We start from the raw sequence: 15,128 nt of genomic DNA, 5'->3' as shown, positions 1-15,128 counted from the left end.
CCGTTTCTGGACCTGATCATGAGGAGTGCTCGTGGAGACCGTGGTACTTGATCCCGCCGGCGGCGCCGTGCTCGAGGAGGCCGCTCGCCTGCGCGCGACGGGCCCGGTCGCACGCGTCACGCTGCCCGGTGGGGTGGAGGCATGGACGGTGACCGACGTGGCGCTGCTCCGCCCCATGCTGGTCGACCCGCGGATCTCCAAGGACTCCCACCAGCACTGGACCGCGCTTGCCACCGGCGAGATCACGCCGCAGTGGCCGCTGTACACCTGGGTCACGAGCAAGTCGATGTTCAACTCCTACGGGGACGAGCACCGCCGCCTGCGCCGTTCGGTCGCCCGCGCCTTCACGGCGCGACGCACCCGGGAGATGCAGCCGAAGGTCGAGGCGGCCACCGCCGCGACGCTCGACCGGCTCGCCGCGGCGGGCGCCGACGGCGCGGTGGTGGACCTGCGCGAGCTGTTCGCCTACCCGATCCCCATCGAGGTGATCTGCGACCTGATCGGGGTGCCAGCGGAGGTGCGCGGCGACATGCGCCGGTGCGCCGACGCCCTGATGGACACGAGCACGACGGCGGCCGAGGCCCTGGCGACCCAGATCGAGCTGGGCAAGCTCATCGCGGGGCTGGTCCAGGCCAAGCGCGAGACGCCAGGCGAGGACCTGACCAGCACGGTCGCGGCCGCGCTCACGGACGAGGAGGCGGTCTCGACCGTGCGGCTGATGCTCATCGCCGGCCACGAGACCACCGTGAACCTGCTGGCATCGGCCACCCGCCTGCTCCTGACCCACCCCCAGGTGCTGGCCGCGGCCCGCGCGGGGGAGGTCTCCTGGTCGGCCGTGGTCGACGAGACCCTGCGGGTCGCCCCGCCCGTGGTCTACATCCCGCTGCGCTTCGCGGTCGAGGACCTGGAGCTCGGCGGCGTGCAGATCCGCAAGGGCGACCCGATCATCGCGGCGTTCGGCGCCCCGGGGCGGGACCCCGCCGTGCACCAGGAGCCCACGGTGTTCGACCCCGCGCGGGCGGACCGGACGCACCTCGCGTTCGGCGGCGGCACCCACCACTGCCCCGGTGAGCCGCTGGCGCGGCTGGAGGCCGAGACCGCGCTGCCCGCGCTGTTCGAGCGCTTCCCCGACCTCCGGCTCGTCGAGCCGGACGGCGACCACGGGCAGGTGCCCGGCTTCGTGGCGAACGGCCCGGCCCGGCTGCCGGCGCGCCTGTCCTGACGCACGCCTGGCCTGACGCACGCCTGGCCTGACGCACGCCTGGCCTGACGGCAGGCCGGGCGTCGGACCTGACGCCCGGCCTGGCGTCACGCGTTGATGTCGCCGAACGCCGGGGCCCGCCGGTAGGTCACCGGCATCCGCTCGGGGTGCCGCACCCAGGGCGAGTGCGCCCAGGGCAGGCCCTCCTCCGGCACGTGCAGCTGCACGTCCATGTGCCGCAGGAGCTGGTCCACCGCGATGCGCGCGATCAGGCGGGCCTGACGCGGCGCCGGGCACGCGTGTGGTCCGGTGCCCCAGGACAGGTGGGCGCGGTTGCCCACCTCGTCCCACGGGTCGCTGGTGTGCACGGCCGGGTCACCGTTCGCGGCCGCGATCGACAGCACCAGGGCGTCACCCTTGGTGATCAGCCGCCCGCCCAGCTCGACGTCGTTGCGCGCGAACCGCAGCGCCGGGGACTGGGCGATCGGGGACTGGCGCCACAGCACCTCGTCGAGGGCGTCGTCGAGCCCGACCCGGCCGCCGGTCACCCGGGAGGCGAGCTGCCGGTCGGACAGCCGCAGGTGCAGGGTCTGCGTGATCCACGCGGTGAGGAAGATCGCGGCGGCGTGCATCGGGACGACAGCCGTCGAGGCGATCTCGCCGTCGTGCGCGAAGTTCTGGTGGACCGCGAGGAACGAGATCAGGTCCTGCCCGCCGTCCTGCCTGCGCTGCTGGATGTGCTGCAGGATCGTGCCCGCGACCCGGGCCTGCGCGGCGGCCACCTCGTCGCCGTCGGCCACCACCACCTTGGCGGAGTCGGCCATGAGCTGCGCGCCCGTCTCGAGGTCGAACCCGAGCAGCGTCGTCATCGCGAGGAAGCCCATGGGCTGGCAGAACGCCCGGACCAGGTCGGTGGTGCCGCTCGGGCCCATGCGGTCGATGATCCGCCGGCACAGGTCGGTGATGCTGTCGCGGACGATCCGCTCGTCGAGCTGCTCCAGGGCGTCGTCCAGCGGCTTGCGCAGCCGGCGCCGCTCCTCGCCGTCGTGGTGGAAGGACGACGGCCGCGGGTCGGCCGGCGCGAACGTGGCGATCGCCGTGCCGGGCGGCAGCAGGCCCTCGTAGTTCCACCGCCAGGTGCGCGGGTCCTTGGCGAAGGCCGCCTCGGAGCGCATCACGTGACAGCTCTCCTGATGACCCATGACCAGCCACGCGGGCACCCCGGCCTCGATCTCGACCGGAGCCACGGCACCCCAGCGTGCCCGCAGCGCGTCGTACGCCGCCTGCGGGTCCGGGCTGCTGGTCAACGCCGTCAGGGACACCAACCCCGTCAGGTTCGTCAACGAGTCCGTCTCGTACCGAATTGTCCGCTGCGCCATGGCCGCCATCCGACCACAGGCACCCGGCCGTCCGGAAGGTCCCACCGGGACCGTCAGCGGGTGGTTTTTTCCTCCTGCCGAATCCGCTCCCGGGCGGGCCGCACGTGCCGCTAGGTGGACCTGGCGTAGTCGACCCTCCCCAGGCCGAGCCACGTCGCGAGCCGCTCGATCTCGGCGTGCACCGCGTCCATCGTGGTCCCGTCGAACGGCAGGTCCTCGTGCACCGCGAAGACGTTCAGCACGCCCTCCTTGCGGTCCGCCTTCGCGTCGAGCTTCCCGACGAACCGCTCGCCGTGCAGGATCGGCAGCGCGAAGTACCCCCAGCGCCGCTTCCCCTTCGGCTTGTACATCTCCAGCGTGTACTCGTAGCCGAACAGGTCGAGCAGCCGCGCGCGGTCGGCGGCGATCGCGTCGAACGGGGACAGCAGGGCCGTGCGCGGCTCGAAGTCGTCGTCCGCGTGCTCCAGCAGCTCCGGGTCCACCCGCCACTCGCCGTCGACGCCCTCGACCTGGACCGCCTCGCCCGGCAGGTCGACCCACCACGCGCCGTCGCCCGAGCGGCCCTGCGCCCGCTTGCGCGCGATGCCCTCCGCGGCCAGCCTCCGCTCCACCCGCTCACGCAGCGCGTCCGCGAGCGGCACCGCCTCGACCTGGGGATAGACCCGGTCGGCGAGGTCCCACAGCCGCTGGCGGCCCTTGCGCCCCACCATCGCGAGCTTGCCCTGCATGTTCAGCGCCTCGAGCATCTCGGCCACGCTCCGCCGGCTGCTCCACCCGTCGGCGCCCCAGGTGAACGGGACCCGTGCCGTGTCGGGCACGTCCTTGGCGAGCACCGGCCCCTCCGCCTCGACCAGCGCCAGCACCTCGCGCTCGAACTCCGCGTTGTCGGCGAGCCACCCGCGCATGGTCTCGTTCTGCGGCCACTGCGCCATCTGCTCCAGGTACAGGGGCAGGTCGCCCATCGAGCGCACCGTGCCGCGGAGCTGGAACAGCATGCGGTCCGTGATCGCGTCGTCGACTGCGCCCACCCAGTACTCGTTCCCGAGCCGCGACCAGGCGACGAGGTCCACCGCCGGGGCCACGGCCGACGTCGGGTCCACCGCGAGGAACGTGAGGTCCTCCACGAGGTGCACCAGGTCGACCGGCCGGTGGGCGTCGAGGAGCTGGGCGCGGAGCGCGATGCGACGCGCCTGCTGCACGGTGAGCCGATGGGTGGCCATGCCGCGAGGATACGGAAGCACACCCACAGTCACCGGGACGCCCCGCTCAACCTTTCGCCGTGCCGAACCGTGAAGGAGGCATGAGCATGCCAATGGTCGCGGGGCGCTCGAGCCCCGACGCAGCCCAACCGGTCGACGTGGTGGTGGTGGGCGACAAGGAAGCGGAGTTCGCCGCCTTCATGTCCCGGTCCACGCCAGCACTGGCCCGCACCGCCTGGTTGCTGTGCGGCGACACCCACCAGGCCGAGGAGCTGGTGCAGCAGGCACTGATGAAGACGTACCTGGCCTGGCCCAAGGCCCGCAAGGGCGAACCGCTCGCCTACGCACGCCGCGTCCTGGCGAACCTGCGGATCGACGGGTGGCGTCGCCGCCGCCGGGAGGTCCTCATGGCCTCCGACACGCTCCCCGAGCGGTCGGACGACACCCAGGACCAGGCCGGCCGGCACGCCGAGCGCGACCGCCTGGCCCGCGCGCTGCTGCTGCTCCCCACGCAGCAGCGCCGGATCGTGGTGCTCCGGCACCTCGAAGGTCTCCCGGAGCGCGAGGTCGCCGACACGCTGAAGGTCTCGGTCGGCACCGTGAAGTCCACGGCGTCCCGCGGCCTCGCCCGCCTGCGCGAGATCCTCCGGACCGGCGACGCCACCGACGCGACCACCCAGCACACCCACCACGAGAGGAACGGGTCATGAACGACGACGAGCAGTTCGCGCAGGGCCTGCGTGACCGGGTGACCCGGGTCGCGCCGCAGATCGACGTGGACGTCACGAGCGTCGTCCCCGCTGCCCGACGCCGGCGGGCCGCCCGGACGGGCGGCATCACCCTGGTCCTGGCGCTCGCCCTCGGGGGCGGGGCCTGGGTGGCCACCACGCTCGAGCCCACCGTCGTCGTGCCGGGAGGGTCGACGACGATGCCGGTCGAGCCGTCGCCGACGCCGACCGGGCCGCCCCTGACGACGAGCGAGGGAGACCGCCTCGGCGACGCATCCGACAACGTGCCCCAGGAGCCGGTCATCCCTCCCGAGGGCTGGCGGGAGGCGTCGTACTTCCACCTCGTGACGAGAGTCATGTCGACCAAGGAGGGCGAGGAGGACGACGACGACACGCCCCTGGGCATCGAGCGCTGGTACGGCGACGGGGTCAGCTTCGAGCTCAGGAGCTATGGTCCGGCGCTTCGCGACTCGCACTCGTTCCTCGGCCTCGAGGGCAACCAGCCCGTCAGCCTCGGCTGGGCGGACGTCGCGGCGCTGCCCACGGAGCCGGACGCGCTGCAGGACGCTCTCCTGGACGCGCTGGAGGTGACCGGCGTGGCCGAGGAGGCGGCGCTCAGCAACACGGCCCGGCTGGTCACCGACGCACCCGCCACACCGGAGCTGCGCGCCGCGGCGTGGCAGCTGCTGATCAGCCACCCGGACGTCCAGGTCGAGGACGACGTCCGGGACTCCGAGGACCGCCCGGGCACATCCGCGACGTTCGAGCTGTGGGACCGGACCACCAAGATCATCTACGACGAGGAGCAGCACCACCCGCTCGAGCTGGAGGAGTCGATCGGCAAGATGCACTCGCTGACGACCTACTTCGAGACCGAGTTCGCCGACCTGCCCGACGAGGTCGCCGACAGCGTCATCGAGGTGCCCGACCTCACCGCGATGACACGCGAGGACGTCGAGGTCGCGTGCCTGCAGAAGCACCTGGCCTGCGCGCTCGAGGAGGCCGCGTCCGACACGGTGCCCGAGGGAACCGTCATCTCGTCCGACCCCACGACGGGCGCGCTCGTGAGCTGGGGTGCCCTGGTCACGGTCGTGCTCTCCACCGGGCCCTGACCCGCCCCTCACCCGAAGGTCCGCCACGGGCCCCAGGTTGCGCCGGATGCTCCCGAGCCCGGCGTAGCCTGAGGCCCGTGGCTCACGCCTACCGCACCAGCGTCCGGGTCGAGGCGCCCGCCGACGTCGTCTGGCAGATCCTGTCCGACGTCGGGCGCATGCCCGCCTGGACCCGCGCCATGAGCCGCATGACGCTCCTCGGACCCGAGACGGCGATCGTCGTCGGCTCGCGCGTCGAGGTCGAGCAGCCCGGGCTGCCGGTGGCGACCTGGGAGGTGGACGGACTCACCGAGGGGCAGGGCTTCTCGTGGTCGAGCAGCAGCACCCCCGGTGTGCGGACCGGCACCGCCTACCGGATCACCCCGCAGGCCGCCGCCGCGCCGCGTGCCGGCGCCGCCTGCGAGGTCACGACGGCCGTGGCCCGGAGCGGGATGCTGGCCGGGCTGACCGACCTGGCGGCGGGTCCAAGAGCGCGCGAGCTGGCCGACACCCTGCTGGCCGACCTGAAGGTGGAAGCGGAGCTCCGGGTGGGGAACAAGCCCTGACACACCGCCGGAGAGGCGCGTGTCGCATCATTTCGTCCACTGTTCTTTCATAGCCGTCAGGACGGCATTTCGGCGTTGAAAATGCTCCTTACGCTGGGAAAAGGCATCTGGTCGAAAAGTTACGCGCGTTTCGGACAGGCCGATACTTCATGACAAGTGTTATCTGATCGAGACAAGGTGGGTACCCGTATGTAGCGTCAGATTCGCTGCGCCACCGGAGGCACAGCCGCGGGCCCCATTCCCCAGACCGGTACGGGACCGCGCAACCGGCGACTTGGAGAACTTCGGTGAGTACCACCGTCCGACGCGGTCGACACCGCGCCGATCATGCTCCTAGCACTCACTTCATGTCCGTGACTCGCAGCGCAGCTCGTTCGGGCGCTCTGATCGCGGCATCTTCCGGACTTCTCGCAACGGCGTTCGCCCCCGGCGCACACGCGGTTGTGGGAGACGGTTCGAACCGGCTGGCAAAGGACGTCGCGACAGCACCGGCGGTGCAGGTCGCGAACGACGCACGGCTCAACATCGAGAGCAAGGCCGTCAAGGTCACCCCCGCTCCCGAGCCCGAACCAGAGCCAGTCGTGGAGACCACCACAGAGCAGGTGGCCGCGACGACCGCGGCCGCCGAAACCGAGCCGGCCACCCCGGACTACGCGTCCGACGGTTCCATCGGAGCCCAGGCCGTCTCGATCGCGATGCAGTACATCGGCATCGCCTACGCGTACGGCGGCAGCTCGCCCGCCACGGGCTTCGACTGCTCGGGCCTGGTCAAGTACGTGTACGCGCAGCTCGGGGTCGAGCTGCCGCACTCGTCGTCGTCGATGGTGGCCACCGGGTACCAGGTGTCGTCACCGATCCCGGGCGACATCGTGTGGACCCAGGGGCACGTGTCCCTCTACGCCGGCGACGGCATGGTGGTCGAGGCCGCCAACTACGGCAGTCCTGTGCGCTACACCGAGCAGTGGCAGGACTACGCGGTCTACATCCGCCCGTACTGAGCCGCACCGAGAACGCACCGACAACCAGAGCGCAGGAGCACCGCGGCGTGGGCCGCGGTGCTCCTGCGCGCCAGGCTTGCCCCGGCGTCAGTACGCGACCGCCGCGGCCGCGTCGACGACACCGAACCCGTACAGCGGCGTCCACAGCCCCGTGAGACCCAGCAGCGGGTCGTGAGCCGTGTGGAGGATCGCGCGCTCCACGTCGTCGACCGGGCGCCCCTGCGCGAACAGGAGCGCCGCGACCCCGGCCACGTGCGGCGTCGCCATCGACGTGCCCGCGTAGGAGTCGTAGCTGCCGCCCGCACAGGTGTCGGAGCCCGTGCCCACGGGGACCGTCGACCAGACGTCGCCGTCGCAGCCGGTCAGCCCGCCCGACCCGCCGGGCGCCGAGACGCTCTTCAGGTCCAGCTTGACCGGCAGCTCGGAGTAGTAGGAGTGGAGGCCGGCCGAGTCGGTGGCCCCGACGCAGATCGCGACGCTGGTGAACGCCGGGTCGCTGCAGAGCGGGGTCGACGAGTTGCCGGCCGCCGCCACCGTGAGCACACCGCGCTCGCGTGCGTAGCCGATGGCGTCCCGCATCAGGGTGTCGACGCCGATGATCGTCAGCAGCTGCCCGCCCAGGCCGGAGCCCAGGGAGAGGTTGATGACGTCGGCACCGTGGTCGGCCGCCCAGCGGATGCCGTCCGCGATGTCCTGCGACGAACCCGACCCGGCCTCGAGCACCTTGACCGGGAGGATCTTGGCGTCCGGCGCCACGCCTGCGACGCCGATGCCGTTGCCCGTCGCGGCGGCGACGATGCCTGCCACGTGCGTCCCGTGCTCGTCGCCGTCGTTGGTGCCGTCGGGGCCCCTGAAGTCCCCTTCGCCGCACGGGCGGACGTCCGCGCAGCCCGTGAAGGTGGCACCCGGCAGGAGCTGCCCCGCCAGGTCGGGCTGGTCGAAGTCGACTCCTGTGTCGACCACGGCCACCACCACGCCGTCACCGGTGCTGGCCGCCCAGGCCGCCTCGGCGTTGATCTGGTCCAGGCCCCACTGCCTGTCCCGGAGGGGATCGCTGGTCGCGGCCTGCGCGCCCGGCGCGACCGCGATCAGCGCCGCCACGACGAGCGCCGCGGAGGTGGCGGCGCCGACGAGTGACTTCCTGTTCATATATGCCCCCATTGTTCGCACAGGGGCTGATTACCCCTGAACTGGGGCAAACCTAGGGCGACCGGGTCGGCGCCGAACAGGTCTCACGCCCGGCAGGGGGTGAAATTTACCCAATCGCAATCAGTAAGGGCGCGACCTGTCAGGCCCATGCCTCGGAGAGCTCGCTCTCGTCCCCGGCCTCCCGGGACAGCCGGAGCGCCGCGACGGCCGCGCCGAGCAGCATGGCGACCACCCAGGCACCGAGCTGGTGCCCGTCGGCCACGATCGCGGCGGAGGCGATCTTGCCCGCGGCGATGGCCACGGCGGACAGCGGGTCCTCGGTGAGCGCCGAGCCCGGCCAGATGTTCTCCTGCACCGCGAGGAGGGCGGGTCCGGCTGCCTGGAGCACCCACACGGCGCCGGCGGCGGGCAGCCAGCCGAGCAGCTCGATCGGCCTGCTGTCCACGGTGAGGCCGAACGCGATGCCGAGGGCCACGGCGAACACCCACCACGTGCCGGTCGGGGACACCTCGTTGCCGGGCACGAAGCCCCAGAACCAGCCGTCGACAAGCACCACCGGCAGGGCGAGGGCGACACCGCGCAGCGCCGCCGGCCCGAGGCCCGCCAGCAGCCCGGCCCCGAGGCCGACGACCCCGGCCGCACAGGTGACCACGAGCATGCCGAGCGGCATGGCGTCACCGGGGACGGTCTCGCGGGCCGCGAGCCACCAGGAGGCACCGCCGGCTCCGGCGATCGCGAGCAGGGTGCCGGAGATCGCGGCGCCGGCGCCCGCCACGGCCGAGCCGGCCAGGCGGGCGGTGGCCCCGGCGAGCATGCCGCCGAGCAGCGCCATCACGACGAGGCCGACCACCGCGCCGTCGGCCGTGAAGGGAAGCGGAAGGATGCCCGCCGCGGCGGCGCCAGAAGCCTGCGCGACGCCGGTGACCTGGTACGACAGCTGCGCGAGCCAGGGCAGGAACCCACAGATCCACCAGACGATCGCACTGATGGGAAACACCCACCAGGCGGAGATACGGGAGTGCGATTCGCCCATGCCGCCGAACGCTAGCGGATGTGTGATGTCGGTCATAACCCCTGAAGCCCGGAACGACGCAAATCTGCGCCTTCGTTGGGTCAGACCGTAATGCGTAACCCGATCGTGACTTTTTCCGTGAACGTGTGTACTTTGACTTCTGCTCCACCGCACGGTGGAGTCGCGAGCCGGACGCCGAGTCCTGTCACCGGTTCGTGACCAGACGTTCAAGACAGGAGCGGGGGACCCATTCCCGGGCGACAGCAGGATCGTCGTCCTCGGGGTGAAGCCGGACGGAAACCCCCCAGTAGCCGTGCGGCCGGGTTGTACTCCTACCCGAACCCGACAGCTGACCTCGCAGGCGGTACAGGAGACATTAGGTGACGAACTCCCTTCGCGGACGGCATCGTGACAGCCGCCCGGCCCAGACACCGCTGACCATCCTCGCCCGTACCGCCACCGAGAACGCCGGCACAGTTGCCCGCCGCGGCGCGCTCGCCGCAGCCGCCGGTGGCGTCCTGATCTCCACCATCGCGACGACGGCCCACGCGGCCCCGGCGATGGACCTGAAGACCGACGTCAAGACCGCGAAGCTCAACTCGGTCGACCTCAACTCCCTCACCGCGGTGGCCAAGCAGTCCGTCGCCGCCGCCCCCACCGTGACCGTCCCGGCCGACGCGAAGATGCCGATCGAGATGGAAGCCCTGGGCGCCTCCACGGGCGCCGACGGCGAGAAGGGCGAGGGCCCCGCCGTCGTCTCGGTCGACGCGCCGGACCCGGTGCCGGTCGGCCAGCAGGCCGTCAACATCGCCTTCAACTACCTTGGCATCACGTACGTGCTGGGCGGCGCCTCGCCGGCCGAGGGCATGGACTGCTCCGGCCTGATCCAGTACACGTACGCGCAGCTCGGGATCTCCCTGCCGCACTCGTCGAGCGCGCTCCTCGGCTCCGGCTACCAGGTCACGTACCCCGAGCCGGGCGACATCGTCTGGACGCCCGGCCACGTGGCCCTCTACGCGGGCAACGGCATGATCATCGAGGCCTGGGCGGCCGGCATGCCGGTGCGCTACACCGAGATGTGGCAGAACAGCCCGACCTTCATCCGGGTCGTCTGAGCCGCAGGCTCAGACGAGAAGAACAGAGCCTGAGCTGCCGCACCAGAGTCTCGCGAGGCGTCGCCTCCGCCGTCGGGCCCCGGCCCGACGGCGGAGGTGACGCCTTTCGCGTGCCCTGCGCGTCTCGCCGAGGAGCGCTCTACCCGGGCCAGTCGCAGCTGTCCGCGATGAAGGCGAACAGGTCGGCGCGCGCCGAGTCCGGCATGGGCACGTAGACGACGTGCTGCACCACCCCGTCGACGCTCGCCGTCACGGGCAGGAACGTGCCGCGCTTGTCCTCACCCACGGCGTGGGCGTCGCAGCGGGCGGGCACCACGGGCAGGGTGACGCTGCCGGAACGCTGCCCGTCGAGCGCGGAGCCGGTCCAGCCGGAGTCCTCGCCGTCCGGGCCGGGATTGTTCATGATCGTGGTCCCGGCGATCCGGTCGATCGTGACCTCAGGCCCGCCGTCCACCGGGTCGATCCGCAGCGTGACCAGGGCGGTGAGCTCCCCGCCGCGCGTCGCGACGGGGATGTCCGCGTCGACGGCGAGGCTCGCGCCCGACGCGACCGCGGCGGTGGCGCAGTCCACCGCGTGGTTCCGCGCCAGATGCCCGCCGGGATCGCCCACCTCCGCGACGACGACGTCGGAGGCCGGACCCAGGTCGTCGAACTCGCCCAGGGCCAGCGTGATCGTGGCCGACGGCGCGGCGTCCGGCACCGGCTCCTCCGGACCCGCCGGGAAGCCCGCGCACTCCGCCTCGCCGAGCTCGACGTAGACGTCCCGCGTGGTGCCGGGCCGCAGCGCCGGGGTGCGGTTCTCCTTGGTGGGGCGGGACGGCCCGAAGCCGTCCGCGTCCAGGGCCCCCGACACCAGTGTCATCGTCTCGTCCGAGTCGTTGGTGACCGCAAGGACGATCTCGCGGGCGGCGTACTGCGTGCGCCCCTGGTCCACCTGGACGCTGAGGTGGTCGGCGATGTCGTCGGGCACGGGCCCCAGCGTGGACGACGGCGTGGGCGCACCCGAACATGCGACCGCGGCCGCCCCGACCAGCGACGTCAGGACGACGACGAGGACGGTGCGGCCGCGGGCCACAGTGGTCAGGCGGTCTTGCGCCGGCCGAAGATCGCCTGGGCGATCAGGATCACGATGACCGCGCCGATCACCGCGAAGAGCCACGTCGACCAGGACCAGAACTCGCTGAAGCTGATGTCGAAGATGAGGCCGCCCAGCCAGCCGCCGAGCATGGCGCCGAGCACTCCGAGAAGCAAGGTGACCCAGAAACCGCCCGGCTGCTTGCCCGGGATGACGATGCGAGCGATGACACCGGCGATCAGTCCGAGGATGAGAAAGGCCCAGAAGCCCATGGCATTTTCCTCCAGTCGTGTTGCTTGCTTGTGCTCTACTCAAGCACTGATTTGGTTCACTTGCCACCGGACCCGCCGATCAGGCCCATATCGGGACATTGCGCCCAGACAAGTCGGGGTACACCGCCGCGCTAAGGTTCGCCCGGGCAAGGGGCCCTGAGGCACGGCCGGAGCGTGGGCTCCGGGCACGGGAAAGTGGAGGAGACACCCGATGAACCAGGAGATCGGCACACCGGTCGTACCGCGGACCGGACGAGAGCGACTGCGTGCCTTTCTCGACCAGAGGTGGGTCACCAACCTCGTGCTCGGGGTGATCCTGGCGAACGCGCTGGTGCTGGGCGCGGAGATGATGGTGGGCGGCCAGGCCCTCGTGGTCCTGCGCACCATCGACCACGTCATGCTCGGCTTCTTCGTGCTGGAGCTGCTCCTGCGCCTGGTCGCCTACGGCTGGCGCTTCTTCCGCGACCCGTGGAACGTGTTCGACCTGCTCGTGGTGGGCGTCGCCGTGCTCCCGGTCACCGAGTCGCTGTCCGCCCTGCGTGCCCTGCGGGTGCTGCGGGTGCTGCGCGTCATCTCGGCGGTTCCCGCGCTGCGCCGCGTCGTCGACGGGCTGCTGCGGGCCGTGCCGGGGATGGGCGCGGTGGGCGCGCTGCTGGTGCTGGTCATGTACGTGTCGGCGGTCATCGCGACCGGCCTGTTCGGCAAGACGACCCCGGAGTACTTCGGCAGCCTCTGGACGTCCCTGTTCACGCTCTTCCAGGCCATGACGGGCGAGGCCTGGCCCGACATCGCACGCGCGGTGATGGAGACCCATCCCGCCGCGTGGATCTTCTTCGTGCTCTACATCCTGGTGGTCAGCTTCGCGGTGCTGAACCTGTTCATCGCCGTCATCGTCAACGGCATGGAGGAGATCTCCGAGGAGGAGCGGAAGGACGACGAGCAGAAGGACGAGCGGCTCGACGCCCTGGCCGAGCAGAACCGCGAGATCCTCGCCGAGCTCCGCGCCCTGCGCGCGAAGCTCGACGAGAAGGACGGCGCGGCCGCCTAACCGGGCGCCACGTCAGACGGCACGTCGGGCCCGGTCACGACGTTGACCAGGTTCGGCGGGCGGACCACGACCCGCCGCACCGGCCGGCCGCCCACGGCGCGCGTGACCGCCGGTCGCGCCAGGGCGGCCCGCTCCAGCTCGGCCGGGGCGACGTCCGCCGGGACCGGCATCCGGTCCCGCACCCGGCCGTCCACCTGGACCACGGCCTCGGCCTCGGCCGTCACCAGATACGCCGGGTCCACCTCGGGCCACGGCTGCGCCGCGACCGGTGTCGTGCGCCCCAGCCGTTCCCACAGCTCCTGGGCGGTGAACGGCGCGAACAGGCCCAGCAGCACCGCGACGGCGCTGACAGCCTCGCGGTAGGCCTCCGCACCGTCGTCCGCCCCGCCGTCCGACGACGCCCGCCGCACCGCACCCACCAGCTCCATCAGCCGCGCGATCGCGACGTTGAACCGCCCCGCCTCGACCAGGCCGTCGACGTCGTGCACGGTCCGGTGCACCGTGCGGCGCAGGGCGTCGGACGCGCGCGCCCCCGGCCCGCCCGGGTAGGACCCCGCCGGGACCAGCCGCAGCACGCGGGCCAGGAACTTGCGCATCGCCTCGGGTGAGACGTCCGCCCAGTCGACGTCGTCCTCCGGCGGTCCGGAGAACAGCATCGCCAGCCGGACGGCGTCGACCCCGTGCCGGTCCAGCTCCGCGGCCAGGTCCACGCCGTTGCCCAGCGACTTGCTCATCGCGCGGCCGTGGTTGACCACCTGCCCCTGGTTCATCAGGCGGGCATACGGCTCGGGCGAGGGCACCAGGCCCATGTCGTACAGCACCTTGGTGACGAACCGCGCGTACAGCAGGTGCATCGTCGCGTGCTCGACGCCGCCCACGTACAGCGCCGCGGGCATCCACCGGGCGGCGTCCTCGGGTCGGAACGGCCCGCCGTCGTACCCGGGCGACAGGTAGCGCAGGAAGTACCAGGACGAGTCCACGAAGGTGTCCATCGTGTCCGTGTCCCGCTCCGCCGGGCCGCCGCAGCGCGGGCACGTGGTCTCCACCCAGTCGCGGGCGGCGGCCAGCGGCGAGACGTCGCCCGGGGCCAGGCGGTCCCCCTCCAGGTGGGGCAGCTCGACGGGCAGCTCGTCGTCCGGCACCAGCACCTCCCCGCAGGCCGGGCAGTGCACCACCGGGATCGGCGCGCCCCAGTAGCGCTGCCGGGAGACCAGCCAGTCGTGCAGGCGATAGGTGGGCTCGCCGTCCGGCCCCGCGGAGCGGCCGATCCAGTTGCGCTGCATCGTCAGCACGTGCGCGGGCCAGCCCGGCTCCAGCAGCGTCATGTCGTCCAGCAGCCGGTCCGCGTACGCGGTGGTCCGGAAGAACCACTGCGTCAGGCTGCGCGGGACCACGGCGGTGCCGCAGCGCTCGCACGCGCCGTCGACCACCTGCTCGTTGGCCAGCACCGTGCGGTCGTGCGGGCACCAGTTCACCTCGGCCTCGGCCCGGTAGGCCAGGCCTCGCTCGTGCAGGCGGGCGAACAGCCACTGCGTCCAGCGGTAGTAGCCCGGCTCGTGGGTGTGCAGCCGCCGCGACCAGTCGAACGAGACGCCGTAGCGCTCGATCGACGCCGCCTGGGTCGCGATGTTGGCCTCCGTGAACACGGCCGGGTGCTCGCCACGGCGGATCGCCGCGTTCTCGGCCGGCAGGCCGAACGAGTCCCAGCCCACCGGGTTCAGCACGTCGAAGCCCTTGGCGCGCCAGTACCGCGCCACGACATCGGTGATCGCGAACACCTCGGCGTGACCCATGTGCAGGTCCCCCGAGGGGTACGGGAACATCGTCAGCAGATAGCGGCGGGGCCGGGCGCCGTCGTCGGACGCCGCGAACGGGTGGGCCGCGGCCGGACCGCCGCCGGCGGGTTCTGGGGTGGTGCGCTGCTCGCTCATCGCTCTCGCTCTCCGGTACGTCGATCGGGTTCCGGGCACGAAAAAGCCCCTCGCAGGGAGGGGCGGCCGCACCGGTCGTGCCCGATCGAGGGCGAGTCCGGTGCGGCTACATAAGCAGCGAGCGTGCCGTGTGCATGCGTCCACCGTACGTGGGCCGGCCGGACCGGGTAAAGGAAGTTTGCGTGCCGCGCCGAGGGCGGGGCCGCGCGGGGACACGAGCGCCGGTTCGGTCCGCCGCCAGCGAGGTCCGAGCCGGCGCTCACGCCGGAGAGCGGGAGATCGTGGCTCGGCGTGCCCCCAGCGCACTCCGAACCACGGTCTCCCACCCGACGCGCCGGAGCTCGGCCCGCCCCCAGCGAGGTCC

At 72.1% G+C, this 15,128-nt stretch carries 14 protein-coding genes and 1 riboswitch; of the genes, 7 read left to right on the top strand and 7 right to left on the bottom strand.

Annotated features, from left to right (window positions below):
• Positions 1-31: 31 nt before the first annotated feature.
• Complete coding sequence (locus ACIPN7_RS01640; protein ID WP_400537333.1) at positions 32-1,222, top strand: cytochrome P450; 1,191 nt, start codon at positions 32-34, stop codon at positions 1,220-1,222.
• 86 nt (positions 1,223-1,308) lie between these two features.
• On the opposite strand, the gene ACIPN7_RS01635 is transcribed toward ACIPN7_RS01640, so the two are convergent.
• Both ACIPN7_RS01635 and ACIPN7_RS01630 read right to left on the bottom strand, forming a co-directional pair.
• Positions 1,309-2,544, bottom strand: a complete 1,236-nt coding sequence (locus tag ACIPN7_RS01635) for a cytochrome P450 (RefSeq protein ID WP_400537331.1) — start codon at positions 2,542-2,544, stop codon at positions 1,309-1,311.
• A gap of 146 nt (positions 2,545-2,690) precedes the next feature.
• Positions 2,691-3,800, bottom strand: a complete 1,110-nt coding sequence (locus ACIPN7_RS01630; RefSeq protein WP_400537329.1) for a DNA glycosylase AlkZ-like family protein — start codon at positions 3,798-3,800, stop codon at positions 2,691-2,693.
• 80 nt (positions 3,801-3,880) lie between these two features.
• Here ACIPN7_RS01630 and ACIPN7_RS01625 point away from each other — a divergent pair, with 80 nt between their 5' ends.
• The 4 genes from ACIPN7_RS01625 to ACIPN7_RS01610 all read left to right on the top strand — a co-directional run bounded on the left by ACIPN7_RS01625 (position 3,881) and on the right by ACIPN7_RS01610 (position 7,162).
• Positions 3,881-4,489, top strand: a complete 609-nt coding sequence (locus ACIPN7_RS01625) for a SigE family RNA polymerase sigma factor (RefSeq protein ID WP_400537327.1) — start codon at positions 3,881-3,883, stop codon at positions 4,487-4,489.
• Positions 4,486-5,619, top strand: a complete 1,134-nt coding sequence (locus tag ACIPN7_RS01620) for a PASTA domain-containing protein (RefSeq protein ID WP_400537325.1) — start codon at positions 4,486-4,488, stop codon at positions 5,617-5,619. The genes ACIPN7_RS01625 and ACIPN7_RS01620 overlap by 4 nt, the downstream gene beginning before the upstream one ends.
• 77 nt (positions 5,620-5,696) lie before the next feature.
• Positions 5,697-6,164: an SRPBCC family protein gene (locus ACIPN7_RS01615; protein WP_400537323.1), complete on the top strand. Its 468-nt coding sequence runs from the start codon at positions 5,697-5,699 to the stop codon at positions 6,162-6,164.
• Positions 6,165-6,658: 494 nt separating this feature from the next.
• The gene (locus ACIPN7_RS01610) at positions 6,659-7,162 is read left to right on the top strand and encodes a C40 family peptidase (protein ID WP_400537321.1); all 504 of its coding nucleotides are present in this window, start codon (positions 6,659-6,661) and stop codon (positions 7,160-7,162) included.
• 87 nt (positions 7,163-7,249) lie between these two features.
• On the opposite strand, the gene ACIPN7_RS01605 is transcribed toward ACIPN7_RS01610, so the two are convergent.
• Together ACIPN7_RS01605 and ACIPN7_RS01600 are read right to left on the bottom strand one after the other, a co-directional pair.
• Positions 7,250-8,311, bottom strand: a complete 1,062-nt coding sequence (locus tag ACIPN7_RS01605; protein WP_400537319.1) for a S8 family serine peptidase — start codon at positions 8,309-8,311, stop codon at positions 7,250-7,252.
• A gap of 139 nt (positions 8,312-8,450) precedes the next feature.
• Entirely contained in the window at positions 8,451-9,344 is an 894-nt protein-coding gene (locus ACIPN7_RS01600; protein ID WP_400537317.1) for a hypothetical protein, read from the bottom strand.
• Positions 9,345-9,506: 162 nt separating this feature from the next.
• Positions 9,507-9,702, top strand: a riboswitch (cyclic di-AMP (ydaO/yuaA leader).
• 1 nt (position 9,703) lies between these two features.
• On the opposite strand from ACIPN7_RS01600, the gene ACIPN7_RS01595 reads away from it, so the two are divergent.
• Complete coding sequence (locus ACIPN7_RS01595; protein WP_400537315.1) at positions 9,704-10,438, top strand: C40 family peptidase; 735 nt, start codon at positions 9,704-9,706, stop codon at positions 10,436-10,438.
• A 139-nt stretch (positions 10,439-10,577) separates the two neighbouring features.
• On the opposite strand, the gene ACIPN7_RS01590 is transcribed toward ACIPN7_RS01595, so the two are convergent.
• Both ACIPN7_RS01590 and ACIPN7_RS01585 read right to left on the bottom strand, forming a co-directional pair.
• Positions 10,578-11,513 (bottom strand): hypothetical protein, encoded by a 936-nt coding sequence (locus tag ACIPN7_RS01590; protein ID WP_400537313.1) that lies wholly within the window; start codon positions 11,511-11,513, stop codon positions 10,578-10,580.
• Between the two features lie 5 nt (positions 11,514-11,518).
• Positions 11,519-11,785 (bottom strand): GlsB/YeaQ/YmgE family stress response membrane protein, encoded by a 267-nt coding sequence (locus ACIPN7_RS01585; protein WP_400537311.1) that lies wholly within the window; start codon positions 11,783-11,785, stop codon positions 11,519-11,521.
• A 211-nt stretch (positions 11,786-11,996) separates the two neighbouring features.
• Between ACIPN7_RS01585 and ACIPN7_RS01580 the strand changes: the two genes are divergently transcribed.
• Positions 11,997-12,833, top strand: a complete 837-nt coding sequence (locus tag ACIPN7_RS01580; protein WP_400537309.1) for an ion transporter — start codon at positions 11,997-11,999, stop codon at positions 12,831-12,833.
• Here ACIPN7_RS01580 and ACIPN7_RS01575 read toward each other — a convergent pair.
• Positions 12,830-14,764, bottom strand: coding sequence for a class I tRNA ligase family protein (locus tag ACIPN7_RS01575; protein ID WP_400537307.1), 1,935 nt, complete (start codon positions 14,762-14,764; stop codon positions 12,830-12,832). The two genes, ACIPN7_RS01580 and ACIPN7_RS01575, sit on opposite strands and share 4 nt — an antisense overlap.
• Positions 14,765-15,128 lie beyond the last annotated feature (364 nt).

Origin of the sequence: Promicromonospora sp. NPDC090134 (genome assembly GCF_044746965.1) — a bacterium.
Taxonomy (GTDB): Bacteria; Actinomycetota; Actinomycetes; order Actinomycetales; family Cellulomonadaceae; genus Promicromonospora.
The sequence above is the reverse complement of the archived record's forward strand: the minus strand, read 5'-3'. Positions and strand labels throughout refer to the sequence as shown.

Excerpts from the sequence above, each read along its gene's own strand:
- ACIPN7_RS01630 (WP_400537329.1), bottom strand. The coding sequence starts at position 3,800 with ATGGCCACCCATCGGCTCACCGTGCAGCAGGCGCGTCGCATCGCGCTC.
- ACIPN7_RS01625 (WP_400537327.1), top strand. The coding sequence starts at position 3,881 with ATGAGCATGCCAATGGTCGCGGGGCGCTCGAGCCCCGACGCAGCCCAA.
- ACIPN7_RS01620 (WP_400537325.1), top strand. The coding sequence starts at position 4,486 with ATGAACGACGACGAGCAGTTCGCGCAGGGCCTGCGTGACCGGGTGACC.
- ACIPN7_RS01605 (WP_400537319.1), bottom strand. The coding sequence starts at position 8,311 with ATGAACAGGAAGTCACTCGTCGGCGCCGCCACCTCCGCGGCGCTCGTC.
- ACIPN7_RS01600 (WP_400537317.1), bottom strand. The coding sequence starts at position 9,344 with ATGGGCGAATCGCACTCCCGTATCTCCGCCTGGTGGGTGTTTCCCATC.
- ACIPN7_RS01585 (WP_400537311.1), bottom strand. The coding sequence starts at position 11,785 with ATGGGCTTCTGGGCCTTTCTCATCCTCGGACTGATCGCCGGTGTCATC.
- ACIPN7_RS01580 (WP_400537309.1), top strand. The coding sequence starts at position 11,997 with ATGAACCAGGAGATCGGCACACCGGTCGTACCGCGGACCGGACGAGAG.
- ACIPN7_RS01575 (WP_400537307.1), bottom strand. The coding sequence starts at position 14,764 with ATGAGCGAGCAGCGCACCACCCCAGAACCCGCCGGCGGCGGTCCGGCC.